The sequence below is a fragment of the Microbacterium sp. CFSPD4_SD4 genome (assembly GCF_057364585.1).
The window spans coordinates 156,041-180,372 of sequence record NZ_JBNFOC010000003.1 but is presented as its reverse complement, the minus strand read 5'-3'; the positions used below and the strand labels follow the sequence as shown (position 1 = coordinate 180,372).

At 71.6% G+C, this 24,332-nt stretch carries 21 protein-coding genes and 2 pseudogenes; 11 read left to right on the top strand and 12 right to left on the bottom strand.

Annotated features, from left to right (window positions below; translation table 11 throughout):
* Position 1 precedes the first annotated feature (1 nt).
* Both AC2W7E_RS07170 and AC2W7E_RS07165 read right to left on the bottom strand, forming a co-directional pair.
* Positions 2 to 211, bottom strand: coding sequence for a hypothetical protein (locus AC2W7E_RS07170; protein WP_485988824.1), 210 nt, complete (start codon positions 209 to 211; stop codon positions 2 to 4).
* On the bottom strand, positions 208 to 933 hold the full coding sequence (locus AC2W7E_RS07165; RefSeq protein WP_485988823.1) for a TetR/AcrR family transcriptional regulator: 726 nt from the start codon (positions 931 to 933) through the stop codon (positions 208 to 210). Before AC2W7E_RS07165 ends, AC2W7E_RS07170 begins: the two co-directional genes overlap by 4 nt.
* Positions 934 to 1,035: 102 nt before the next feature.
* On the opposite strand from AC2W7E_RS07165, the gene AC2W7E_RS07160 reads away from it, so the two are divergent.
* Positions 1,036 to 1,938 carry an ATP-binding cassette domain-containing protein gene (locus tag AC2W7E_RS07160; protein WP_025104466.1) on the top strand — a complete coding sequence of 301 codons (903 nt, stop codon included), beginning with the start codon at positions 1,036 to 1,038 and terminating at the stop codon, positions 1,936 to 1,938.
* Positions 1,935 to 2,762 (top strand): ABC transporter permease, encoded by an 828-nt coding sequence (locus tag AC2W7E_RS07155; RefSeq protein WP_485988822.1) that lies wholly within the window; start codon positions 1,935 to 1,937, stop codon positions 2,760 to 2,762. Before AC2W7E_RS07160 ends, AC2W7E_RS07155 begins: the two co-directional genes overlap by 4 nt.
* Before the next feature lie 180 nt (positions 2,763 to 2,942).
* Here the strand turns inward: AC2W7E_RS07155 and AC2W7E_RS07150 are convergent, their stop codons facing one another.
* Positions 2,943 to 3,359 carry an ArsR/SmtB family transcription factor gene (locus AC2W7E_RS07150; protein WP_378869649.1) on the bottom strand — a complete coding sequence of 139 codons (417 nt, stop codon included), beginning with the start codon at positions 3,357 to 3,359 and terminating at the stop codon, positions 2,943 to 2,945.
* A gap of 104 nt (positions 3,360 to 3,463) precedes the next feature.
* On the opposite strand from AC2W7E_RS07150, the gene AC2W7E_RS07145 reads away from it, so the two are divergent.
* The 4 genes and pseudogenes from AC2W7E_RS07145 (at position 3,464) to AC2W7E_RS07130 (ending at position 7,965) form a co-directional block, all read left to right on the top strand.
* Complete coding sequence (locus AC2W7E_RS07145) at positions 3,464 to 4,894, top strand: TrkH family potassium uptake protein (RefSeq protein WP_025104469.1); 1,431 nt, start codon at positions 3,464 to 3,466, stop codon at positions 4,892 to 4,894.
* Positions 4,887 to 5,557: pseudogene (locus tag AC2W7E_RS07140) on the top strand (potassium channel family protein). Before AC2W7E_RS07145 ends, AC2W7E_RS07140 begins: the two are co-directional and overlap by 8 nt.
* Positions 5,558 to 5,614: 57 nt before the next feature.
* Positions 5,615 to 6,391, top strand: a complete 777-nt coding sequence (locus AC2W7E_RS07135; protein WP_085603845.1) for an ABC transporter ATP-binding protein — start codon at positions 5,615 to 5,617, stop codon at positions 6,389 to 6,391.
* Positions 6,373 to 7,965 carry a hypothetical protein gene (locus tag AC2W7E_RS07130; RefSeq protein WP_485988821.1) on the top strand — a complete coding sequence of 531 codons (1,593 nt, stop codon included), beginning with the start codon at positions 6,373 to 6,375 and terminating at the stop codon, positions 7,963 to 7,965. Before AC2W7E_RS07135 ends, AC2W7E_RS07130 begins: the two co-directional genes overlap by 19 nt.
* A gap of 95 nt (positions 7,966 to 8,060) precedes the next feature.
* On the opposite strand, the gene proC is transcribed toward AC2W7E_RS07130, so the two are convergent.
* A complete protein-coding gene (gene proC / locus AC2W7E_RS07125; RefSeq protein WP_126894012.1) occupies positions 8,061 to 8,900 on the bottom strand; it encodes a pyrroline-5-carboxylate reductase in 840 nt (279 codons plus the stop codon).
* Between the two features lie 59 nt (positions 8,901 to 8,959).
* On the opposite strand from proC, the gene AC2W7E_RS07120 reads away from it, so the two are divergent.
* On the top strand, positions 8,960 to 9,931 hold the full coding sequence (locus tag AC2W7E_RS07120) for a cation diffusion facilitator family transporter (RefSeq protein WP_485988820.1): 972 nt from the start codon (positions 8,960 to 8,962) through the stop codon (positions 9,929 to 9,931).
* Positions 9,932 to 9,935: 4 nt separating this feature from the next.
* Here the strand turns inward: AC2W7E_RS07120 and AC2W7E_RS07115 are convergent, their stop codons facing one another.
* Positions 9,936 to 10,391: a nucleoside deaminase gene (locus AC2W7E_RS07115; RefSeq protein ID WP_036292935.1), complete on the bottom strand. Its 456-nt coding sequence runs from the start codon at positions 10,389 to 10,391 to the stop codon at positions 9,936 to 9,938.
* 81 nt (positions 10,392 to 10,472) lie between these two features.
* Between AC2W7E_RS07115 and upp the strand changes: the two genes are divergently transcribed.
* Positions 10,473 to 11,105 (top strand): uracil phosphoribosyltransferase, encoded by a 633-nt coding sequence (gene upp, locus AC2W7E_RS07110; protein ID WP_025104476.1) that lies wholly within the window; start codon positions 10,473 to 10,475, stop codon positions 11,103 to 11,105.
* Positions 11,106 to 11,129: 24 nt separating this feature from the next.
* On the opposite strand, the gene AC2W7E_RS07105 is transcribed toward upp, so the two are convergent.
* The 3 genes and pseudogenes from AC2W7E_RS07105 to nadE form a co-directional block, all read right to left on the bottom strand.
* A complete protein-coding gene (locus AC2W7E_RS07105; RefSeq protein WP_485988819.1) occupies positions 11,130 to 11,933 on the bottom strand; it encodes a GNAT family N-acetyltransferase in 804 nt (267 codons plus the stop codon).
* Positions 11,930 to 15,411: pseudogene (locus tag AC2W7E_RS07100) on the bottom strand (TM0106 family RecB-like putative nuclease). The gene AC2W7E_RS07105 and the pseudogene AC2W7E_RS07100 overlap by 4 nt, the downstream one beginning before the upstream one ends.
* Before the next feature lie 86 nt (positions 15,412 to 15,497).
* Positions 15,498 to 16,316, bottom strand: a complete 819-nt coding sequence (gene nadE / locus AC2W7E_RS07095; protein ID WP_485988818.1) for an ammonia-dependent NAD(+) synthetase — start codon at positions 16,314 to 16,316, stop codon at positions 15,498 to 15,500.
* 108 nt (positions 16,317 to 16,424) lie between these two features.
* On the opposite strand from nadE, the gene AC2W7E_RS07090 reads away from it, so the two are divergent.
* A complete protein-coding gene (locus AC2W7E_RS07090; RefSeq protein WP_085603862.1) occupies positions 16,425 to 16,982 on the top strand; it encodes a phosphorylase family protein in 558 nt (185 codons plus the stop codon).
* Position 16,983: 1 nt separating this feature from the next.
* On the opposite strand, the gene AC2W7E_RS07085 is transcribed toward AC2W7E_RS07090, so the two are convergent.
* The 4 genes from AC2W7E_RS07085 to AC2W7E_RS07070 form a co-directional block, all read right to left on the bottom strand.
* The gene (locus AC2W7E_RS07085) at positions 16,984 to 19,977 is read right to left on the bottom strand and encodes an AAA family ATPase (RefSeq protein ID WP_485988817.1); all 2,994 of its coding nucleotides are present in this window, start codon (positions 19,975 to 19,977) and stop codon (positions 16,984 to 16,986) included.
* Positions 19,977 to 21,146, bottom strand: coding sequence for an exonuclease SbcCD subunit D (locus AC2W7E_RS07080; protein WP_485988816.1), 1,170 nt, complete (start codon positions 21,144 to 21,146; stop codon positions 19,977 to 19,979). Before AC2W7E_RS07080 ends, AC2W7E_RS07085 begins: the two co-directional genes overlap by 1 nt.
* Positions 21,147 to 21,401: 255 nt before the next feature.
* The gene (locus AC2W7E_RS07075; RefSeq protein ID WP_485988815.1) at positions 21,402 to 21,884 is read right to left on the bottom strand and encodes a DIP1984 family protein; all 483 of its coding nucleotides are present in this window, start codon (positions 21,882 to 21,884) and stop codon (positions 21,402 to 21,404) included.
* 52 nt (positions 21,885 to 21,936) lie between these two features.
* On the bottom strand, positions 21,937 to 22,245 hold the full coding sequence (locus tag AC2W7E_RS07070; RefSeq protein WP_025104484.1) for a GNAT family N-acetyltransferase: 309 nt from the start codon (positions 22,243 to 22,245) through the stop codon (positions 21,937 to 21,939).
* A gap of 330 nt (positions 22,246 to 22,575) precedes the next feature.
* On the opposite strand from AC2W7E_RS07070, the gene AC2W7E_RS07065 reads away from it, so the two are divergent.
* Positions 22,576 to 23,289, top strand: a complete 714-nt coding sequence (locus AC2W7E_RS07065) for a winged helix-turn-helix domain-containing protein (protein WP_085603874.1) — start codon at positions 22,576 to 22,578, stop codon at positions 23,287 to 23,289.
* 53 nt (positions 23,290 to 23,342) lie between these two features.
* The gene (locus tag AC2W7E_RS07060) at positions 23,343 to 24,302 is read left to right on the top strand and encodes a DNA-3-methyladenine glycosylase family protein (protein ID WP_366216328.1); all 960 of its coding nucleotides are present in this window, start codon (positions 23,343 to 23,345) and stop codon (positions 24,300 to 24,302) included.
* The last annotated feature ends 30 nt before the right edge of the window (positions 24,303 to 24,332 follow it).

Below are 24,332 nucleotides of genomic sequence, written 5' to 3'. Positions count from 1 at the left end.
CTCAGGCGGATCTCTTCGCCTTGGCGATCCGCTCGCGCGCATCCCGTAGGGCCTGCCGCTCGACCTTGCGCGCGGCGCGAAGGGCCTTCTCCGCCTCACGGCTGGCCTTCTGCGCCTCTTTGAGCCGCTTGTCTCCAGCAAGCTCGGCGACGTCGAGATCGACCCACTCCTCCGCGACGATGTGCCGCTCCCCGCGTTCGAGGCCCGTCATGTACGCGGCGACGCCGTCAGGGTGCGTTCCACCGCGAAGCGGAACGGGTCGGCCGACGACAGGAAGACTCCGTCTTCGATAGCCCGCCGCAGGGCGGGGAACTCGTCAGCGGTGATGACCCGGTCGAACAGCGAGGCCTCACGGGCCGCGACCTCGTCCGGACTCAGACCGGACGACCGCGACTGCTCGGTGTATCCGGCCTGCACGATCCCGCACCAGCGGGCATGGCCGGTGACGGCGAGTGCGACGGCGATCCGCTCCTCTGCCGTGAGCGGGGTGCCATCGAGGGCGGCGAGGCCGGCATCCAGCCAGGCGGAGCTGTTCGGTGTGATCGGCGAGCCCGAGATCGGCAGCGAGAGCATCCAGGGATGCCGCAGATACACGAGGATCTGCGCCTCGTACAAGGCGAGCAGCCGCTCGCGCCACCCCTCGACCTCGAGGTGGCTCTCCGGCGGCAGGCCCGTCGCCTCCTCCTGCATGAGGAGCAGGAGGTCGTCCTTGGCGGAGACGTACCGGTAGAGCGACATGGGCGTGAATCCCAGACGCGCGGCGACCGCAGCCATCGAGACGGCACCGAGCCCGTCGGCGTCGGCGAGGGCGACCGCCGCCTCCACGATCTTCTCGACGCTCATCTCCCGCTTCGGGCCGCGCTGCGGATCGGCCGCGACACCCCAGGCAAGCGCGATCCCGCGCGGCAGCTCGGGCGGCTCCTTCTCGGTCATGGCTTTCATCCTACTTCTGTTTATTACTTAAACAGTGTGTTACGGTCATACACGATTGCGTTGCACATACACAGTTTTGGAGATACACAGAAGGGAACCCTGATGGACAGAGCCATCGACGTCCACGACCTGCACAAGGCTTTCGGCGCGAAGACCGTCATTCGTGATCTCGACCTCACCGTCGCCCGTGGCGAGGTGTTCGCTCTGCTCGGGCCCAACGGCGCCGGCAAGACGACGACGATCAACATCCTCACCACCCTCACTGCGGCGGATCGAGGCACGGCGCGCGTCGCCGGCTGGGATGTGCGGACTCACCCGCGGGAGGTGCAGCGACGGATCAGCCTCACCGGTCAGTCGGCCGCCGTGGACGACGCCCTCAGCGCGACCGAGAACGTGGTGATGTTCGCCCGTCTGTCCGGGCTCGGTCGTGCCGGCGCGCGGCGTCGCGCCGCGGATCTCATCGATCGCTTCCATCTCGGCGAGGCCGCCGGCCGCGCCGTCCGCACTTACTCCGGCGGCATGCGTCGGCGTCTCGATCTCGCCCTCAGCTTCGTCGTGGCCCCAGAGGTCCTCTTCCTCGACGAGCCGACGACAGGGCTCGACACCCGCAGTCGGCGCGACCTCTGGGACATCATCCGGGTCCTCGCGGACGGCGGCACGACGGTGTTCCTCACGACGCAGTACCTCGAGGAGGCGGATCAGCTCGCCGACCGCATCGCTGTGCTTCACGACGGTCGCATCGCGGCGCTCGGAACGGCCGCGGCGCTGAAGGCCCGGGTCGGCGGCGACACGGTGGAGCTCCGCGACGACCGCGGGGAGCTTCAGCGGGAGATCCCGACCGACGGCTCGGTGAGCGGTCTCCGCCGAGCGCTCGACCTCCTGGACGAGGACGGCGGCGCCGGCACCGTCACGCTCCGTCGCCCCACCCTGGACGACGTCTTCCTCGCCGTCACCGCCCCCGACGCCGCGACCGCAGGCGCCGCGCCCCGGAAGGAGCTCGCATGAACATCGCCCACGCCGCTGTGCCCGGAACCTCCGGGCCCGCGGCGGCCCCCGCCCCGCGGCCACCCCTCCGCGGCCTCACCGCCGAGACCGTCCTCGTCGGGCGCAGCCTCCGCCACTCCCTCCGGGACGGCGAGTCCCTCCTCATGGCGATCCTGCTCCCCGTCATGCTGATGCTGATGTTCACGTGGGTGTTCGGCGGGGCCATCGATCCCTCCGGCGCCTACGTCGACTACGTGGTCCCCGGCATCATCCTGACGTGCGCCGGTTTCGGCGCCTCCTCCACCGCCGTGTACGTCGCGAACGACATGCGCACGGGGATCATCGACCGGTTCCGTACCATGCCCCTGCGCGCCGGCGCCGTGCTCACCGGGCATGTCGTCGCCAGTGTCCTCCGCAACCTCGTGGCGACCGCCGTCGTGATCGGCGTCGGGGTACTGGTCGGATTCCGCCCATCGGCCACTCCGCTCGAGTGGGTCGCCCTGGCCGGCATGATCGCGCTCTACATCCTCGCGATCACCTACCTGTTCGCCGCGATCGGCCTCGCCGCCGGCAGCCCCGAAGCAGCGAACGGCTATGGCTTCGTCCTGCTGTTCCTGCCGTACCTCTCCAGTGCCTTCGTCCCCGTCGCGAGCATGCCCGACTGGCTCCAGGCGATCGCCGCCCACCAGCCGATCACGCCCATCGTGGAGACCATCCGCGCTCTCCTGATGGACACCCCGATGCAGGCGGAGGCATGGTGGGCGATCGGCTGGTGCGTGGCGATCCTCCTCGTGGCGGCGCTGTGGGGCGCGTGGCTGTTTCGACGAAAGGCCGGACGACGATGAGCCGACGCCCAGCCCGCGCATAGCCCGCATTGCCCGATCGCTCAGACAGCCCTGCCAGGGTCGGCTGCAGGACCCGTGCCGGCACCTGCCGAGTCCGCGCGGATCTGGGGTCCGCACACCGCCCCCGACGGCATCCCCCCTGCCGTCGGGGGCGGTTCTCCGTCTGTGCGGGGCGCGGGATCAGGCGCCGAGACGCTTCAGCGCGTTCGTGACCACGTGCTTGGCGGAGGCGGCCGCACGCCCGACGACCTCGGCCGCGTGCGCGGCGCCGTCGGGAATCGGGGCGCCCGGATAGGCGATGTCCGGTGCCGCATCGCCGAACGCATCGACGAGGAACGGGACCAGCCAGTCGTCGACGGCCTCCAGCGGCGCGACGGACAGGCTGTAGAAGCGGCGCTGCCCGTCTTCGCGGACGGTGACGAGATCGGCGTCGCGGAGCACCTTGAGGTGCTTCGAGACGGTGGGCTGACTGATGCCGAGGTCGGCCACGATCTGGCTCACGCTCGTGCCGGACTCGCCTTCGGACGTGCGTCGGAGCAGGAGCTGGAGGATGTCGCGCCTCGTACCGTCTGCGATCACGTCGAAGATGTCCGTCATGTGATCAGGGTAGTGCGCCCCGGCACGGAGTACCATGACGAAGGCTCGGCGAGAGGCGCCGTGCTGCGGCCGTGGAACGGACGGCGCGGAAGAAGGGGGCAGCGATGTCGGGCATCGTTTCGGCGTCGTCTCCTCGCACCGGTCTTCCCGGAGCCGCCGGCCGGGTGAAGCACCTCATCACCTCGTCGCCGTCCCGGTTCGCCATCGCCGTCTTCGCGCTGCTGATCCTCGTGTTCACGGTGCTGTTCTCGCTGCCGATCGCGTCCGCCAGCGGCACGGTGACACCGCTCAGCGACGCGCTCTTCACCGCCGTCTCCACGATCTGCGTGACGGGCCTCGCGACCGTCGACATGGCCAACCACTGGTCGCCGTTCGGGCACGTCGTCGTGTTCATCGGCGTCAACATCGGCGCCCTCGGTGTGCTGACCCTCGCCTCCCTCATGGGGATGCTCATCTCGAAGCGCCTCGGGCTGCGGGCCAAGCTCATGGCGGCCGGCGACACGAACCCGCTCCGCGCGCACGGCGGCGTGGTCAACGAGAGCCAGACGGTGCGCCTCGGCGAGGTGGGCCAGCTGCTCACCACGGTCGCCCTCTCCGCCCTCTTCATCGAAGCGGCCCTCGCCGCCCTCCTGTATCCGGCGCTGGTGATGGCGGGGGTGGACCCGATCGCCGCGCTCTGGGAGGCCCCGTACTTCTCGGCGATGGCGTTCACCAACACCGGCTTCGCCCCGAACGACGGCGGAGTGGCCGTCTTCGCCGACGACTACCTCGTGCTGTCGCTGCTCATGGTCGGCGTGTTCCTCGGGAGCATCGGCTTCCCGGTGATCTACACGCTCGCGAAGCACGTCTGGCACGTCAAGCGGTGGTCGCTGCACTCGAAGCTGACCATCGTCACCACGGTGCTGCTGTTCATCCTCGGCGCGGCCGCCTTCCTCATCCTCGAATACGACAATCCCAAGACCTTCGGGTCGATGGACGCGGCGGACACGACTTTCCAGGCGTTCTTCCTCTCCGCGATGACCCGCTCCGGCGGCTTCAACGTCATCGAGATGGACGACCTCAACGGCTCGTCGCTGCTCGCCGCCAGCATGCTCATGTTCGTCGGCGGCGGGTCGGCGTCGACGGCGGGCGGCATCAAGGTGACGACCCTCGCGGTCCTCGCGATCGCCGTCTGGTCCGAGGCGAAGGGCCGCCAGTCCGTCGAGGCGTTCGGCCGCCGCATCCCCAGCGACGTGCAGCGGGTCGCCCTCAGCGTCGTCGCCTGGGGCGCCACCATCGTCGCGCTGTCGACCATCGTGATCGCGCAGATCACCAAGGCCGACATCAGCCACGTGCTCTTCGACGTCATCTCCGCGTTCGGCACGGTCGGGCTCTCGACGGGCCTCACCGGGGAGCTTCCGGATTCCGCCTCGTACGTCATGGCCGCGACGATCTTCATGGGCCGCGTTGGTACAGTGACTCTCGCTGCGGCAGTCGCCGCGACATCGCGCACGCAGTACTACTCACTGCCCGTGGAAAGGCCGATCGTTGGTTGAAGTCCTTCGGGGGGACGCTCCCGTCCTCGTCATCGGTCTCGGCCGGTTCGGCGCCGCCTGCGCCGGCGAGCTCGACCGCCTCGACCGCGAGGTGCTCGCGATCGACGACAACCTCGAGCTCGTGCAGAAGTGGTCGGACCGCGTCACGCACACGGTGCAGGCCGACGCCCGGAACATCGACGCCCTCCGCCAGATCGGCGCCCAGGACTTCCAGGTCGCGGTCGTCGCCGTCGGCTCCTCGATCGAGCGTCCGTGCTCATCACGGCGAACCTCGTCGACCTCAAGGTGCCGCAGATCTGGGCGAAGGCGGTCTCCCAGTCGCACGGCAAGATCCTGGCCCGCGTGGGCGCCAACCACGTCATCTACCCCGAGCGCGAGGCCGGCGAGCGCGTGGCCCACCTCGTGAGCGGGCGCATGCTCGACTTCATCCGCTTCGACGACGACTTCGTCCTGGCCAAGATGTACCCGCCGAAGTTCATCCGCGGCGTCGGCCTGAACGAGTCCGGCGTGCGCTCGAAGTACAAGGTCACCGTCGTCGGGGTGAAGAGCCCGGGCAAGCCGTTCCGCTACGCGGAGGCCAACACGATCGTGACCAACCACGACCTCATCATCGTCTCCGGGACGAACAGCGACATCGAGCGCTTCGCCGCCCTCGACCGCTGAGCCGGGTCCTCCCCGCGGCGGATGCGCCGGTCGCGGCAGGCGTGGTGGGATGGGGGCATGAGCGATCACGCCCCCGCACCGCCCGTCCTCGCCCTCCGCGGGCTCCGCAAGCAGTTCGGCCAGAAGGTCGCCGTCGACGCGCTGTCGCTGGACGTCCCCGCGGGCTCGATGCTGGGGCTGCTCGGCCCGAACGGTGCCGGCAAGACGACAACGCTCGCGATGACCACCGGGCTCCTGCGCCCGGACGCCGGGACGGCCTGGGTGCTCGGCGCCGACGTCTGGCAGGACCCTGCCGCCGCGAAGGCGCGGATGGGCGTGCTCCCCGACGGCATCCGGATGCTCGACCGGCTCAGCGGCGCCGAGCTGCTGCGCTACACCGGCCTGCTGCGCGGCATGCCGGAGACAGAGGTCGTCTCCCGCTCCGGTGAGCTCCTCGACGCGCTCGGCCTGACGGAGGCGGGCGACACCCTCGTCGTCGACTACTCGGCCGGCATGAAGAAGAAGATCGGCCTGGCCTGCGCGCTCATCCACGCGCCCCGGCTGCTGATCCTCGACGAACCCCTCGAGGCCGTCGACCCGGTCTCCGGACAGACGATCCGGCAGATCCTGCGCTCCTTCGTGGACGGCGGCGGCACGGTCGTCCTCTCCAGCCACGTCATGGAGCTCGTCGAGTCGCTGTGCGACCGCGTCGCCATCGTCGCCGAGGGGCGTCTGCTCGCCCACGGCGCCCTCGACGAGGTGCGGGCCGGGCTCACACTGCAGGAGCGCTTCCTCACCCTCGTGGGCGCGCACGACCTCGGAACGGAGACGCTCGCGTGGTTGCGCTCCTCGTAGGCCTGCGGCTGCGACAGCTCGGACATCAGCTCAGGCGCAACCCCTGGATGATCGTGACCCTCGTGATCGTGGGTCTCATCGCGCTGAGCATGCTGGGCCTGCTGACCGTGGGTCTGATCGCGCTGCGGGTGGGCGCCCCGGACGCCGCCGTGACCGCGATGGTGCTCACCGGCGCCATCATCGTGCTCGGGTGGTGGATCGGGTCGATCCTCGTCAGTGCGGACGACTCGCTGGCCCCCGAGCGCTTCGCCCTGCTTCCGGTGACCGCCCGCGCTCTCCTCCCCGGACTGGTCGTGGCGGGGATGACGACGATCGGCGGCATCGGCACCGCCCTGGCCCTGCTGCTGATGCTCGTGGGATGGTCGGTCAGCGTGCCGGCCCTCCTCGTCGCGGTTCTCATGGTCCCCGTGGCCCTCGCGACCTGCGTCCTCGGCGCCCGCGTCGTCAGCGGTCTGCTCGCGGGGTGGCTCGCCCGTCGGCGGACGCGCGACCTCGTCCTCACCCTCGGCGTCGTGCTGCTGGCGTCCTCCGGCCTCCTCCTGAACATCGGGCTGCAGGCACTGTCGACCGTGCGCGACGTCGGCGGCGCCTTCACGACGGTCGCCGAGATCGCCGCGTGGACGCCGGTCGCCGCCGTGTTCGGAGTCCCCGCCGCGGTGGCACAGGGCGACGTCGTCACCGCCGCCCTGCGGCTGCTCATCGCCGCCGCCACCCTTGTCGTCTTCTGGGTCGCCGCGCGCCGGATGCTCGCTGCGCGCCTCGTCGCCCCCCTGCAGTCGAGCGGGGGCGGACGCGTGCGCTCGGGAGGCGTGCTCGACCGTCTTCTTCCCGCGGGGCCCGTCGGCGCCATCGCGGGACGGACGCTCCGCTACTTCCGTCGCGACCCGCGTCAGGTCGTCAACATCGTGATGCTCCTGCTGCTCCCCGCGATCTTCCTCGGGCTCGCGCTCATGAACGGACTGCAGCAGGACAGTACCGGCTTCGCGCCCGCGATCACCCTCATCCCCGCGATCAACGCCCTCCTCGCCGGCAGCATCGTGCAGATGGCGATCGCCTACGACAACGACGCCGTCGCACTGCACATCCTGACCGGGGTGAGCGGGACGGCCGATCGCGTCGGACGCCTGCTCGGGTTCGCGCTGGTGGCGGTGCCGATCACGATCCTCCTGTGCGTCGTGACCTGTCTGCTGGCCGGGCGTCCGGATCTGCTTCCGGGCAGCCTGGGCGCTGCTCTCGGGCTCATGGCGGTGTCGGCGGGCGCGGGCTCCTGGGTGGGCGCGTTCCTTCCGGGGCGAGCTCCGGCACCGGAGGCCAACCCGTTCGGACGCGGCTCCTCCGGGGGCGCGCAGTCCTTCCTCGCGATGCTCATCATGTCGCCGATCACCCTGCTGCTCGGCGGCCCCGCCCTCGGCTTCGCGATCGCGTCGATCTGGATCCCGCCCCTGGGCTGGGCGAGCCTCGCAGCCGCCGTCGTCCTCGGTGGGGTCGCGCTGTGGGGCGGCACGGTGCTCGGCGGTCGCACCCTGCAGCGGCGCTGGCCCGAGGTGCTCGCCGAGGTCGCCAGCGAGGCCTAGCCGCACCTCGCCGCAACAGGCACTCGCGCGGGTTCAGGCTCCAGGGGTGCTGGCTGCCTGAACTCGCGTGATCGCCTGTTCCCGCGAGGGTGGGATCAGGCGCCGGCGGCGAGCTCCTTTGCGCGAGCGAGGGCGGCGGCGGCAGCGGCGGCGAAGGTGTCGGACAGATGCGCGTCCTGGAGCACGGCGACGGCGCGCTCCGTCGTCCCCTTCGGGCTCGTCACCCGGCGGCGCAGCTCGGCGGGGTCCTCCCCCGTCGAATCCAGCAGCGCGGTTGCACCGATGAAGGTCTGCTCGGCCAGCAGCCGGGCGTCCGCGTCGGCGAAGCCCATCTCCCGCGCGGCCGCGGTGAACTCCTCGATGAGGAGGAACACGTAGGCGGGACCGGAGCCCGAGATCGTCGAGAGCGCATCGATCTGCGACTCGGGGACCTCCACCACCGCCCCCACCGTCTCGAACAGACGGCGCACGAGCGCGAGGTCTTCGGGAGTCGCCGCGGCGCCGGCCGCGAGCCCGGTGACCCCCTTGCGGATCGTCGACGGGGTGTTCGGCATCGAGCGGATGACACGGGCCTCCGGGCCGAGGACATCCGCAAAGGTCTGCAGCGTGACCCCCGCGGCGAGGCTCACCACGACGGTCTCCGGGCTGAGGTGCGGCGCGATCTCGCGGAGCAGGTCGGGGACCATCGCCGGCTTCACCCCGACCAGGACCACCCGTGCGCCGGCCACGGCGTCGGCATTGCCCTCCGGCCGCTCGGACAGCGCGATGCTGGTGACGCCGTCGAGGCCCGCGAACGCCTCCGCCTTCTCCGGCGTGCGGTTCGTCGCGGTGATCCCTCCGTCCACCGGGACGCCAGAGGCGAGCACGCCGCGGAGGATCGCTCCCCCCATGGATCCGGCACCGAGGAACGCGAGGGACGGGAGCGCATCAGCCATGTCGTCATCCTACGGCGGGCGCTCCTGTGCCGCTCGGACTCCCGTCCTAGACTCGTCGCATGAGTGCATCCGGAGGCAGCAAGGCCATCGTCGCGGCGTTCCTGGCGAACCTGGGCATCGCTCTCGCGAAGTTCCTCGCGTGGGCCCTCTCCGGCTCGGCCTCGATGCTCGCCGAGGCGATCCACTCCGTCGCCGACTCGGGGAACCAGCTCCTGCTGATGCTCGGCGGCCGCAAGGCGAAGCGCCACGCGGACCGCGCGCACCCGTTCGGCTACGGCCGCGAGCGCTACGTCTACGCGTTCGTCGTGTCGATCATCCTCTTCTCCGTCGGCGGGCTCTTCGCGGTCTACGAGGGCGTGGAGAAGCTCACCCACCCGTATGAGATCGACCAGACCTGGTGGTGGCTCCCGCTCGTCGTGCTGTTCATCGCGATCGGCCTGGAGTCGTTCTCGCTGCGCACCGCCGTGCGCGAGAGCAACGTCGTCCGCGAGAAGGGCCAGTCCTGGTTCTCCTTCGTCCGGCGGTCCAAGGCGCCGGAGCTCCCCGTGGTCCTCCTGGAAGATGTCGGGGCCCTCACCGGCCTCACCTTCGCCCTGCTCGGCGTCGGCCTCACGCTCCTCACCGGCAACCCCGTCTTCGACGCCCTCGGCACCGTGATGATCGGCGTCCTGCTCGTGCTCATCGCGATCGTGCTGGGTGTGGAGACCAAGAGCCTGCTCGTCGGCGAGGGCGCGACCCCCGCCGATTACGACCGCATCGTGGACGCGATCAACGACGGTCCGGAGATCGAGAAGATCATCCACATGAAGACCCTCTACCTCGGGCCGGACGAGCTGATGGTCGCCGCGAAGATCGCGCTCAGCGCCGACAAGCCGCTGCGCGAGGTCGCGGACGACATCGACGAGATCGAGGCCCGCATCCGCGCCGCCGTGCCGGTCGCCCGGGTCGTCTACATCGAGCCGGACGTCTACCGTCCCGCGATCGATCCGGAGCCCTCGACGGACGTGTTCGTCCTCAAGTCCTCGGACTGAGCGTTCAGCGACGGTCCTCGAAGAAGGCGCGGAGCAGAGCGATGGACGCGTGCTCGTCCACGCCGCCGATCACCTCCGCGCGATAGGGCAGGCGGCGGTCGCGCAGCACGTCGTACATCGAGCCGGCCGCTCCCGCCTTGTCGTCCCACGCGCCGAAGACCACGCGGCCGATGCGTGCCTGGAGGATCGCGCCGGCGCACATCACGCAGGGCTCGAGGGTGACGACGAGTGTGCAGCCGTCGAGGTTCCACGACCCGCGGGCCGACGCCGCGGCGCGGATCGCCTCGATCTCGGCGTGCCCGGTCGGGTCGTGCGTAGCCTCCCGGGTGTTCCGCCCTTCGGCCACGACACGGCCGTCCGCGTCGAGCACGACGGCGCCGACGGGGATCTCCGCGGCGGTGGCGGCCTCGGCGGCGAGCTCGAGCGCCCGCTGCATCGCGAGGCGGTCGGCGGCGGTCATGCCCCGAGCCTACGGCAGCACGAGGCGGCCGCCACGGCACCCGATGTCGTGCGCGGACGCGGCGCGCATTAGCCTGTATCCATGCGTGTTCACGTCGCCGACCACCCTCTCATCACCCACAAGCTCTCGGTGCTGCGCGACGCGCGCACCCCGTCGCCGGTCTTCCGCCAGCTGACCGAGGAGCTCGTGACGCTCCTCGCGTACGAGGCGACGCGGAATGTGAAGGTCACGCCGATCGAGATCACGACGCCGGTCACCACGACCACGGGCGTGAAGATCTCCGAGCCGCGGCCCATCGTCGTGCCGATCCTGCGCGCCGGTCTCGGCATGCTCGAAGGCCTCGTCAAGCTCCTCCCCACCGCGGAGGTCGGTTTCCTCGGCATGGTCCGCGACGAGGAGACCTTCGAGCCCACCACCTACGCCGAGCGGCTTCCGGACGACCTCTCCGACCGTCAGTGCTTCGCGATCGACCCGATGTTGGCGACCGGCGGCTCGCTGGCCGCGGCCATCCAGTTCCTGTTCGACCGCGGCGCGAAGGACGTCACCGCGATCTGCCTGCTGGGCACCCCGGAGGGCGTGGCAGCGATCGAGGCGATGGCGGGCGACCGCGATGTGACCCTCGTCCTCGGAGCGCTCGACGAGCGCCTCGACGAGAAGGGCTACATCGTGCCCGGCCTCGGCGATGCGGGCGACCGCCTCTACGGCACCGTCTGACCTCGCTCGCGCTCTCGACTCGCGTCAGAGGGTCAGGCGGTAGCCGCGCTCCTCGCCGTAACGCGTGAAGCCGGCCCTCGCGAGGATCGGCGCCGAGGTCGAGACGCGGCCCTTGACGAGCGCCGTTGCGGCCCCGCGCGCGGCGCTCTGTCGCAGGCGCTCCGCGAGGACGGCCCGATAGACACCGCGCCCGCGGTCGGCGGCGAGTGTCGCCGCTCCCCACAGCCGGGTGAACCCGTCGACGATCGTGCAGCCGCCGGTGCTCACCGCGCGACCGTCGATGCGGCCGAGCACCCGGAAACCCTCCCCCGTGGACAGGGCTGCGGTGAGTTCGGCGAACTCGGCGTCCAAACCGTCCTCGTTCAGCGGCTGCTGCTCCCAGACGGGGACGTTGATCGCGTCGACCTCGCGGAGCTGGTCCCTCGTGCACACGACCTCAGCGGTGACCCCGGGCGGCACGTCGACCGCGACTCCGATGGTCGGACGCGCGAACACCGTGACGGTGTCGAAGTGCACCGCACCGCGGCGCTGGAGCTCGTCCTCGAGGTCCGGGTCGTCCGCGGGGTTGGTCCAGAACGTGAAGACTTTCTCGCCCCAGGCTCTGGTGCGTTCCAGCGCTCCGTCCAGCACCTCGGCGGCGGGCCGCGTCGACGTCACCTGGGAGCCGCGGACGCCGCCTCCGAACCGCTCCGGGTAGCGCACGAGCAGCAGATCGTCGCGGACGTCCTCGCTGCCGCGAGGAAACCACGCCCATGCGGCGGCGGCGCGCAGGACCTCATCGACCGTCGGCGTCTCGACGGCAGCAGGCCCGGGAACGCACGACATCATGATTCCTCCTCTTCGGCCGCACCCACCAGGCGGGCGAAGGCGCTGAGCCTCGCGACGCCCTCGGGCGTGTACGGCAGATCGTCGAGCAGCGCCGGCGAGTGGATGAGGTAGGCCACGACCTGCGCGCGGGAGATCGCCACGTTGAGCCGGTTCTGCAGCAGCAGGAACTCCGGGCCCGCGGGGCATCCCGACCGCTCGACGCGGCGAGCGTCGTGATAGAGACGACCGCCTCCTTGCCCTGGAAGTTGTCGACGGTCCCCACCGGGACCCCGCCGAAACCGGCCGCCGCGAGCGCATCGTGCACGAGCTGCCGCTGCGCGTTGTACGGCGCCACCACGATGATGTCCTCCGGCGTCAGCGGGCGGACGCTGCCCTCCGCGTCGTTGTCGTGGAAGGTGCGGCCGACGAGGTCGCGGACGATACGCACCACCTCGGCGGCTTCCTCCGGGGACTGGGTCGCGTTGCCGCGGTGCCGCAGCGGCACCACGTGCAGGCCCGGGTCGATGCCCTCGACCGCGCGCCGCTCGGTACCGGGAGCGGACGCGAGCTTCCCGGCGTAGGCGAGCTTCGACACCGGAGCCGCGACATACGGGTGCATGCGCCAGGAGCGGGCGAGGAAGTAGCCGTACTCCGGACGCACGACGGGATCGCCGTCCATCACCCAGCCGAGCGCAGAGGTGTCCACCGGCTCCGGGTGGGCGCCCTGGCTGACCTGGGGCAGCTGCTGAGGGTCGCCGAGGAGCAGGAGCCGCTGCGCACCGGCGGCCACCGCGATGGTGGAGGCGAGCGAGAACTGTCCGGCCTCGTCGATCACGAGCAGGTCGAGCTCTCCCCTGGCGACCCGCTGCGTGTTGCTGAAGTCCCACGCGGTGCCGCCCACGACGGCACCCTCGTTCTCATGCTCGGCGAGGAAGGCGGCCATCCCGGTCTTCGGGATCACCGTGTAGCCGGGATCGGCGTCGGCATCCTTGGGGCACTTCGCCACCTGAGCCGGGGCGACGCCGTCGGCGACCACGCGCTCCAGGAGCGTCTCGATGATCGCGTGGGACTGCGCGACGACGCCGATGCGGAAGCCGTGCTCGTTGACGAGCCGGGCGATCACCTGGGAGCCCGTGTAGGTCTTCCCCGTGCCCGGAGGCCCCTGCACCGCAAGGTAGCTGTGGTCGAGGTCGAGGACTCCGCGGACGATCGCGTCGATCGGATCGTCGCCTGCGGCCGGAAGCGCGTTCCCCGACACCGTGCGCGGAGGCAGGCGGCGGAGGATGTCGGTGGCCGCGTCCTCAGGGAAGTCCGGGGCGGCCGCGTGCACCGCGTCCGCCCACTCGTCGATCGCCTGCTGCAGCGACACCACGCGAGGCGGCGCCGCAGGGGTCAGCGCGACGGGGAGGTCGTCCCAGGTCTGTCCCTGCACGGCGGACTCGACCACGAGGTACCCGTCGTCCAGCACCTCGACGACTGTGACCCCGTGCGGCACGTGCACGGCCCGCGACGGGACGTCGGTGTCGAACGGGGCCGGGACGTCGTAGAGCGCGAACGGCTGCGCGCCGGGGCCGAGCGTCGTGCCCGGGGACACCTCGCCGCGGATCTCGAGCTCCCGCGACAGCACTCGGCGGCCTTCGCCGATGCTCCAGTCGCGGCGCACCCGCGAGCGGGTCGCATCGACCTTCACCACGTCGCGCGTGCCGTCCCACATGGTGACCGGCTCCCGCAGCCGCTGGAAGTGCGCGACCCAGAAGCTCTTCGCCTCGCGCGGGAAGTAGTCGATGGCGGCCGCCGCGATCCGGTGCACGAGCCCGTCGTCACCGGCCTCCACCGCACGCTCCGCGTCGCCGAGCAGAGCGAGCGAACGCGGGGACGGCTCGTAGATGACCTCGTCCGCATCGTCCGGCGGGGCCGGCGTGACGCCCTCCGCCCGGGCGATGTCGATGAGCCAGTTGCGCAGCCGGCGGGTCGAGACGCAGTCGTAGCGGTTGTAGTCGGCGAGGTCGGCGAGCACGGCGTCGGCCTCGGCCTGCGCGCCCGCTGCCGCGAGCTCCCGCGCGGCGACGTACTGCACGATGGAGTCGTCGCCCTTCTGGACGTCGCTCGTGCGCACGTCCTCCCCCATGTAGAGCGGCTCGAGCTTCTTGATGGAGTAGGACCGCGACCCGACCCGCACGGTGCGCAGCACCAGCGGGTACAGGTCGACGAACACGCCTTCACGGAGGAGGCGGTCCACCTCGCCCTCGCGCACGCCGTGGCGGGCGGCCATCGCGACCAGATGCGAGGTCTCGTAGGGGGCGTAGTGGTAGATGTGCATGCCGGGGTGCGCGGCGCGGCGCACCTTCACGAAGTCGAGGAAGGTCTCCAGCGCCCGGCGTTCCTCCGCGAACGAGTGCGCCCAGAGAGCGGTGTACTGGTCGGCGTTGTCGACCCAGCCGAACAGGTAGTCGATGCCCCACTCCGCCTCGCCGTCGGGGGCGGGCTCGGTGTACAGCGGATCGCCCTCGAAGTCGAAGAAGATGTCGCCGTGGCTGGGCACCGGGAGGGTGTGGATCGCCGCGGCGTAGTGCACGTCGTACGTCGCTGCGCCCTCGGCATCCGCCCGCAGCTGCACCCGGGCCTGGGCGCGGAGGTTCTCGAAGGTGTCGACGTTCATGCCCTCGGGGGCTTGCGTCGCCGCAGCCAGGTCGTCGATCGTGAGGATCCCGGCGGCGCGGAGACGGGCCCGCTGCACCGGACGCATGCGGGCGACCATGAGGAGGTCCCGGTGGGCCAGCACCTGCTCCTCGCAGGTGGCGCAGCGCCCGCAGGCGACCACGCGCAGGTCGCCGCGGTCGTCACCCCACGCGAGGGGCGCCCCGGCGGCGCCATCGGGCACGGCGCGGTCCGCGATGAGAGCGCGCAGCCGCGACCGACGCACACGGAACAGCGGAAGGAGGTCGTCGACGGCGTGCGTGCTGACGCTGTTGTCCCCGTGGATGAGGTCGACCTCGTCGGCTCGAGGGATGCCGAGCCGGTCGAGCTGATCGACATATGCCGCGAGCTGCATGAGGGCGGTCACGCGGGCCTTTCGGGCGAGCTTCGAGTCCTGCACCCGCCAGCGTCCGTCCGCATCGCGGCGGAGGAAGTCGGCGAACCCGACGAACTCGTCGGTGGCGAAGGCCGCCTGGAAGACGACCAGCGCGTCGGACCGCAGAGCGCTCAGCGTCTCGTCGACGGCGGCCGCGAGGGCCTCAGGATCGCTCGAGGAGACCTTGGCGATCCGGTGCACCCGTTCGTCGCCGAGCTCCCGGATGTAGCGGTCGAGCACGTTCTGCTCGTGCACGTCTCCCAGCTGGGCGGCGCGGAGGAGCGTCGCGTCCTCCGGCTCCTCGACCGCGGGGACCCGACCCAGTTTCGCGTCGATCGCCCGCGACCACGCGAACTCGCACTCGGCGGCCGCCTTGAGGTCGCTCGCGCTCCAGATGACCCGCTGCGCCTCTGTGTCGATCCGCACGATTCTCCCGTTCTGTCGGCTGCTTCGACACTATCCGCGGCATCCGACACGGCGAAAAGCGGGCGGTCCCGCACAGGGGGAACCGGTCAGCGCCACCAGGTGTCGTCGGGGGTCACCGGGAGATGACGCTTGTGCTGGGTCGCGAGGTACCGCGCCTCGATGCGGCCGGCGACCTCGGGATCGACCTCCCGGCCCTCGAGGAAGTCGTCGATCTGCTCGTACGTCAGCCCCAGCTCGTCCTCGTCCGTGCGCCCCGGCTGGTCGTCGAGGAGGTCGGCGGTGGGGACCTTGAAGGCCAGGCGCTCCGGAGCGTCCAGGAACTGGAGCAGGGCCCGCCCCTGTCGCTTCGTGAGACCGGCCAGCGGGAGGACGTCAGCGGCCCCGTCGCCGAACTTCGTGTAGAACCCCGTGACGGCCTCGGCGGCGTGGTCGGTGCCGATGACGATCAGCCCCTCATGCCCGGCGAGCGCGTACTGCGTGACCATGCGGAGGCGCGCCTTGATGTTGCCGCGGTTGAAGTCGGAGATGTCGCTGGAGACGGCGGACTCGATGTCCGTCTCGACGCCCTCGACGCCGTTCTGGATGTTCACCTCGATCGAGGAGTCCGGCGCGATGAAGTCCAGGGCCGCCTGCGCGTCGTCGGCGTCGTGCTGGACGCGATAGGGCAGGCGCACCGCGAGGAAGGTGGCCTCCCCGCCCTCCGCACGCACGCGCTCCACCGCGAGCTGGGCGAGGCGCCCCGCGAGCGTCGAGTCCTGTCCGCCGGAGATGCCGAGGACGAAGCCCTTCGCGCCGGTCGTGCGCAGGTAGTCCGCGAGGAAGCCGACGCGACGCTCCACCTCCGCTCCGGGATCGATGTCGGGCCGGGCGCCCAGGTCTTCCGCGATCTGCTTCTGCAACGACACGTGATCCTCCGCTCATCGGTTCGGCTCCAGTATCCCCCTTCCGTGTTTCGTGCGGGTCACGCCACCGCGCGGACGAGGTATCCAGCGGCGACCTGACAGACTGAGACGGTGAAGCTCCTCGTCGCCGCCCTCGAGTCCGAACTGTCCGCCTTCCCCGAGGAGCTCGACGGCTTCGACCGGCTCGTCACGGGCCCGGGGAAGCTGCCGGCGACGTACGCGCTGACCCGCGCCCTGGATGCCAAGGACTACGACGAGGTCGTCGTCGTCGGCACCGCGGGTTCCATCGAGAAGGGACGTGCGTACGCGGTGCACGAGATCGCGACCGCGGTGCAGCACGACGTGATCGACCTGGACGGCGTCGTCGGACGGCACGTCTCGCTTCCGCCGCAGGTGACCACGGGTCGCGAGGGCGTCGTGATCGCCACGGGTGACCACTTCGTGAACGACGCCGAGGTCACCGCCGTGATCCGGCCGATGGGTGCCGCCCTGGTGGACATGGAGACCTACGCCTACATCTGGGTGGCGGGGCAGTTCGGCGTGCCGATCCGTGCCTTCCGCGCCGTCTCCGACCAGGCGGAGGACGGCGCCCTGGCCGACTTCCGCGAGGCCATCGCCCGGTGCAGCATCGAGCTGCGCGAGGTGATCCGCGCCGAGTACGGGGTCTGACTCAGCGCGTCTCGATGACGCTCGGTCCGTTCGGCAGCGCACGGACCGTGAGCTGCGCGGGGATCTGCTCCTGCATCGCCTCGACGTGGCTGATGACGCCGACCGTGCGGCCGCCCTGCCGCAGCTCGTCGAGCGTGCGCATCGCGACGTCGAGCGTGTCGCCGTCGAGGGAACCGAACCCCTCGTCGATGAAGAGCGTGTCCAGGCGGATGCCTCCGGCGCGGGCCGTCACGACCTCGGCCAGCCCGAGGGCGAGCGCGAGGGAGGTGAGGAAGGTCTCGCCGCCCGAGAGGGACTGCGGCGGACGGGTCTGCCCGGTGAAGGCGTCGGCGACCACGATGCCCAGCCCGGACGCCGCACCGCGCGCAGCCAGCGCATCGGAGTGCTGCAGCCGGTAGCGTCCTTCGGACATGTCGTGGAGCCGGCGGTTCGCGGCGTCGACGATCTCCTCGAGCTCCGCCGCCAGCACGAAGGTCTCCAGCGTCATCTTGCGGGTGTTCGCCCCGCGTCCGGCGATCGTGTCGGCGAGGGCCTGGAGCACCTCGAACGCCGCGGCATCCTCCGCCGTGCGGGCATGTTCGTCCTTCGCGGCGTCGATGAGGCCGGCCAGCCGCACCGCGTCGCCTGCCGCCCTGGTGGCCTCGTCGACGGCGGCGGACCACGCCGCTCTGGCGTCGAGCGCCGCCTGCTCATGGGGCGCGAGGTCGATCGGCTCTTCCGGCAGCGTGCGCAGCTCGAGGTCGAAGAGCAGGGCGCGCTCCTTCTCCCGTTGCACGACGTGCGTCGTCACCCGCTCGTCCAGCTCCGTCTGCACCGCCGGCGGACGCAGCGCCGCGGTGGCGGCCTCGACGTCGGAGAACTCGGAGGCGTCGAGGGCGGCATCCCTCTCGGCAGCCGCCTCCGCCGCCGCCTGCTGCCTCCGCGCCCGTTCGGCTTCGGCGTCGAGGAGGCGGCGTGCGACGGCGAGGTGGGCGGTGGCCTCCGCCATGCGCTCAGCCACCGACGCGTAGCTCCCTCGCGCCTCGTCGATCGCCGTACGGGCGGCCTCGTCGCGCTGGACGACCAGGGCGAGCTGCTCACGGGCTTCGGCGAGGGCCGCCTCGTCCTGGACGCGCCGCCCCTCGAGCGCGCTCTGCTGGGCACCGAGCTCGACGAGCTCGCCGTCGCGCAGCCGCGCAGCCTCGGCCGCGGCGAGGGCCTCCTTCTCCGCGGCCACGGCGGCATCGAGCTCGGCCTTCGCCGTCTCGACGTCTCGTCCGTCCGCGCGCGCCAGAGCCGCAGCGAGCTCGACCTGCAGCGACGTGCAGGTCGAGCTCGCCTGCTGCTCGCGGCGCGCCGCCTCGTCCCTCCGGGTCTCCGCAGCCGCGATGTCCTCCACGGAGACCGCGGCGCTGTGGTCTGCCGGGGCCGGGTGCTCCCGCGCACCGCACACCGGGCACGGGTGATCCTCGATCAGAGCGGACGCCAGCTCCCCGGCCATGCCGTCGATCCGGCGCTGGCGCAGCTCGGCCAGAGCCGACTGCGCGGCGGCCTGCGCGGACGTCGCTTCGGCGAGGACCCGCTCGGCCGCGGCGCACTCCTGCTGCAGACGTGCCGCCTCTTCCGCCGCCTCCCGGCGGAGCTCGGCAGCGACGCGCGCGCTCTCCATGGCCGGGAGCCGGTCGCCGAGCCGACGGGCGTCGTCCCGCTCCGCGGTGACGGCGGCGATCCGTCCGGGCAGCGCCGCGCGCTCCGCCTCGCCGTCGGCGCACCGGCGCTCGGCGGTGGCGACGGCCTCCTCTGCGGTGACGCGCTCGGCGGCGCGGCGCGGTGCCTCGGCCTCCAGCGCGACGGCGCGCTCCCAGACCCCGGAGGCCCGTGTCCGGTCGGCGATCCACGCATCGAGGTCGTCGGTCTCGACACCGAGCTGATCCCAGTCCGCGCGTGCGCGCTTCTCCGCAGCCACCGCGTCATCAGCCGCCGTCACGGCACGGTCGGCCGCGGTGATCGAGGACCGCAGCGCCTCGGCCGCCCGCGCCCTGGCGAGCTCCGCCTTCGCCTCGGCGATGGCTCCCTCCTCGGCGTCCAGACGCGCCATCGCCGCACGGGCACGGTCGCGCTCGCTCTGGGCACGTTGATCCTCCCGTGCGGCGGCCAGAACAGCATCGGCGGCCTCGAACCGCCTCTCCGCCTCCTGGCGCTCGGCAGCGCGCCGTTCCGCCCGGTACGCAGCGCGAGCCTGCGCCCGTTCCAGCTCCGCCAGGCGATCGGCCGTCGTGAGGCCCTCCCTCTGCACCTCCGGTCCGACCTCGCCGTCGGCGTCGCCGGCGTCGCGCCCGAGGTCGGCATCCGCCACGAGGCGCTCGGCCTCGTCCAGCCGGGCGGACACCGTGGCGAGACGTGCCCCGAGGCTCTGCTCGGCATGGCGTCGCCGCTCGTCGAACCGCGCCTGCACGTCTTCGAAACGCTCGGTGCCGAAGAGCCGGCGCAGCAGCGCCTGCCGGTCCCTGCTGCCTGCGAGCAGGAACTCCGAGAACCGGTTCTGGGCCAGCAGGATCACCTGCAGGAACTGCTCGCGGCTGAGCTGAAGGATGTCGTCGAGCTCGTGCGCCACGTCGACGGCCCGCGCCGCGCGACCGACCCAGCCGTCGTCCGTGAGCTCCTCCAGGGAGACCGCCGCCGCCTGCTTCGTCAGGCCTCCTCCCCGCCGGGCCGGCCGGAGGTACTCGGGGGAACGCGTGACCCGGTAACGGCCGGACGGCGTGCTGAACTCGACGACGACCTCGGAGGGGTCGTCCGGTTCGCTGTGGTCGCTGCGGAGCCTCTTCTCCCCGCCGTCGTACCGCGGCACCCCGCCGTACAGCCCGAAGCAGACCGCATCGAGGATGCTCGACTTCCCCGCTCCGGTGCGGCCGGCGATGAGGAAGATCCCGTCGTCGGCGAAGGCGTCGAAGTCCACGGTCTGCCGCGCACGGAACGGCCCGAACCCCTCGACCTCCAGACGATGCAGCCGCACTAGACGAGGGCTTCCGCGCGGACGCGGTCGTCGAGCACCTCGCGGATCAGCTCGCGTTCGACCTCGGTGGCTCCCTGGCCGGCGCGCACGTGCTCGAGGAACGCCTCGATCCGGTCGGCATCGGTCACCGCGGACCGCAGCCGCTCACCGTACGACCGCTCGCGCTCCTCTCCCGTCGCAGCGGGCTGATGCTGCACCATGGCACAGTGCGGGTACGCCTCGCGGAGCCGTCGCATGGGCTCGGTCTGCGGCACGGCGTCGGTATAGACGGCGCACACCCAGGCGTCGGCGTGCGCGGCCACGCTCTCTGCGGAGAGGATCTCCTCGAAGGTGCCGGTCAGCGTGACCAGTCGCCGCGGAACCGGAAGCTCCAGCCACTCGACGCCCGCAAGGCCGTCGGCATCCAGGTCGACCAGCCAGGAGCCGCGCGGCTTGTGCTGTTCGCCGAAGCTGTAGTGCAGCGGAGCGCCGGCGTACCGCACCCGCTCGCTCACCTGCTGGCGACCGTGGATGTGGCCCAGTGCGACGTAGTCGGGGCCGTCGAACGCGCGGAGGGGGACGACGTCGAGGCCGCCCTGCCGCACCTCGCGCTCGAGACCCTCCGTCGGCTCCACGCCCGCGGCGAAGCAGTGGGCGATGGCGACCGACCGGCCCTCGTGCTCCTGCATGCCCGCGCGGACGAGCGTCATCGCGTGCGTCATGGTCTGCGCCTGCGTGCGCAGCTGCCGCCCCTCGGCGTCGCCCTCCGGCCAGTGCTGGCGGACGATCGCGGGCTCCAGGTACGGGATACCGAAGAAGTGCACGGGACCGTGGGCATCGTCGATCGTGACGGGCGTGCCGACCGCGAGGGGATCGGTGAGCACGTGGATGCCGTCGCGCAGCAGTCGGGCCTGGAACCCCAGCCGCGCGGCGGAGTCGTGGTTGCCACTGGTGACGACCACCCGCGCTCCCGTCTCGTGCAGACCGACGAGAGCGTCTCCGAGCAGGGTGTAGGCGGCGGCCGAGGGCGTGGCGGAGTCGAACACGTCGCCCGCGACGATGACGACGTCCACCTCGTGCTCCCTGACCTGCGTGGTCAGGGCGGCGAGCACCTCGCCGAGCGCATCCATGGTGGAGTTGCCATGGAACGTCCGGCCGATGTGCCAGTCCGAGGTGTGCAGGATCCGCATACCCCCACGGTACGAAGACCCTCGGACATTCCCTCCGAGGCGTGCCGGGAGCGCCATCTCCCGAGTCACGAGGAGGAAGCGGAAGGTCCCCTGACCCACCCTCGTCGCGGCGGCCGGCACGCGGTGATGCGAGATGCGCTGTGCACCTTCACCTGTGCGGCGTGCGGGGCTGCGCGATGCGAGATCAGGGCTGCCCTCCGCCCACAGGAGCCGGGCTTGCCCCGCCGGCTGAGGGTTGTGCCCGCTCCGTCGCGACTACCGACTTCCGCTCTCCTCCTCGAGGTCGTGCGACCAGTTCGCCTGCTGGATCCGGTTGTCGAGCTCTCGGAGCTCCTGGGCGACCGCATCTGCCCGCGCACGCAGCGCGGCGACGGGCAGCGCGGACACCTGCCGCAGCTCCGAGCGCATCTGCCGCAGGTACTGCTCGTTCGCCCCCGAGGCCGCGGCCGCCGCATCCGTGAGCATGGCGTGACGCAGGCGCAGCACGTCCCGCGCGGCCAGCGCATCGGTCATCGTCCCGTCCGGGCCGAGGTCGAGCCGGGCGTTCGTGACGTTGATGCGGCGGATGAGGCTCTGCAGCCGGGTCAACGCGGCCTCCGCCTCCTCGATCAACGCCGTCGCGTCCTCGGCGGGCTCCTCGCCCTCCTGGTACCGGGCGTTCGCGACGATGCGCGCCCGCAGCTGCTCGATGCGGCGCTGCAGGTCGGCGCGGGCGGCGAGGGCTTCGGCGAGTCTCATGCCCTCATCCTCGCAGGCGGCGGCCGTAACAGTTCGTCATAAAGCCGGAAGGTCAGCGCGTGCGGAGAAGGCCCGACTGCTCGGGGTGCGCGGCGAACCACTCCGCCACGTACCAGCAGACGGCGTCCACCTTGCGGTCGCCGCGCTCCGCGATGTCGGCCACGGCCCCCTCGACCACCTTCCCGGCGTACCCGTTCCCGCGGAATGCCGGAACCGTGTAGGCCCGGGTGAGCGCGACCGTGTGGCCGTCGTCCCGGTAGTCGAGCACGCTGACGAGCTTCCCGTCGCGCGTGAGGGTGTACCGCGATGCGTCCTTCTCGTCGGTCAGGATGAAGCCGCCGACGGTGTGCGAGATCGTCATCCGTGTCACGTTACGCCTCTTGCGACGCGCCCGGGCGTTTTGACATGTCCCGTCACGATCGGACATAATCCCCCCATGACCATCAACGCACGCCCTTTGTCCGCCCAGGAGGCGAACGGGACTGCCGGGATGATGATGCCCGGTCGCGTTGACATGTGTTGCCGAATGTGTCGCTGAACGAACAGCCACCTCGCCTGACCTGACTCCTCGCCATCTGCGAGAGCAGCGTCCCGAGCACACACCCGTGCTCGCTTCCCCGGCTCCGCCGGTCATTCGTGCAACGCATCCGAGCCCCCTCCCGTCGGGCTCACGTCCTGAGGACCCATCATCATGTCGAACTCCGCCCTTCTCGAGCGTCCCGCCGTCACCGCCCCGAACCGCACCGTCCGACCCGCCGAGCCGTCGGCCCCGTTGGCCCCGGCCGGCGCCGACCTCCCCGCCGTCCGCTCGCCCCGCGGCTTCGCCCTCTACGTCGGCCTGGACGAGATCAAGGCCGCCGAAGCCGGTGTGAGCCTTCCGCTGCTCGTCGACGCCCTCCGCCGCACGCTGGCCGAGCTCGCGCCCGGCGCCGAGACCCACGCCACCGTCGCCCTCGCCCCGCACGGCTCCGGCGGCCGAGACCTCGACGTCGTGCGTCTCGCCCTGCAGGAGCCCGGCGCGATCGCCCGCACCAAGGCCGCCGCCGAGGAGGAGACCACGCCCGAGGAGTCCGGCGTCACCGTCGACATCTCCCGCAAGCGCGTGCTCATCGACGGCGAGTCCGCCGCCTTCACCTACAAGGAGTTCGAGCTGCTGCAGTACCTCGTCCTCCGCGAGGGCCGCACGATCGAGCGCAGCGAGCTCGTCGCCGCCCTCTGGCAGGCCCAGGACGACGAGACGCCGGGCGAGCGCACGATCGACGTGCACGTGCGCCGGCTGCGGGCGAAGCTCGGCCGCTACGAGGACATCGTCCGGACCGTGCGCGGCATCGGCTACCGGTTCGACCGTCACGCCGACGTCGTCATCCGCTACGGCCACGGAACCCCGTCGCCCGACCGCTTCTGACGCGCTCCCCTCGCCGGGAGGCCGGTGTCAGGAGCCGCGCGTAGGGTGGGCGCATGACCCTCGCCGCCGCCCCCGCGACGGCGGGCGCCGTCCGCGCGGACTCTCCGCGGGAGACGACGTACCGCCCGCCGCAGCCGCTCGATCTCCGGCGCACCGTCGGCATGCTGCGCCGCGGCGGCACCGATCCGACGATGGTCTTCGACGGCCCGGTCATCTGGCGCGCGGTCCGCACGCCGCAGGGCCCCTCGACGCTCGCCCTGCGGATGTCGGGGAACGAGGTCAAGGCGACCGCCTGGGGCCCGGGTGCCGAGCACGCCCTCGCCCTCGTGCCGGCGCTGTGCGGTGCCGGCGACGACCCGACCGGCTTCGATCCCTCCCTGCACCCCCTCATCGCCGAGGCGGCCCGGCGGCACCCCGGCATCCGGCTCGCGCGGACGGATGAGGTCTTCGATGCCCTCGCCTGCGGCATCCTCGAGCAGAAGGTCACCTCCATGCAGGCCTTCGGCGCCTGGAGGTACCTCGTGTCGCGCTACGGCGACCCGGCACCGGGGCCGACGCCGCGACCGATGGCCGTCGCTCCCACGGCGGCGCAGTGGCGACGCATCCCGTCCTGGGCGTGGCATCGCGCCGGAGTGGAGCCGCCTCAGTCGAAGACCATCGTGCGGGCGGCGGAGCGCGGCGACCGCATCGCCGCTGCCGTCCGAGCAGCCACGACCGGCGCTGACCGTGACCGCGTGCTCACGAGCCTGCCCGGAGTCGGCGTCTGGACCGCTGCGGAGACCCGGATCCGCGCGCTGGGCGACCCCGATGCCGTCAGTGTCGGCGACTACCATCTGGCGCACGAGGTCGGGCATGCCCTGACCGGGCACCGCACGGACGATGACGGCATGATCGAACTGCTCGCTCCCTGGGCCGGCCACCGGCAGCGCGTCATCCGGCTCATCTTCGCGAGCGGCGTCGCCGAGGCACGGCGCGGGCCCCGGCTCGCCCCAGAGGACCACCGCCGACGCTGATCGGTCTGTGATCGCAGCGACCGACGTATG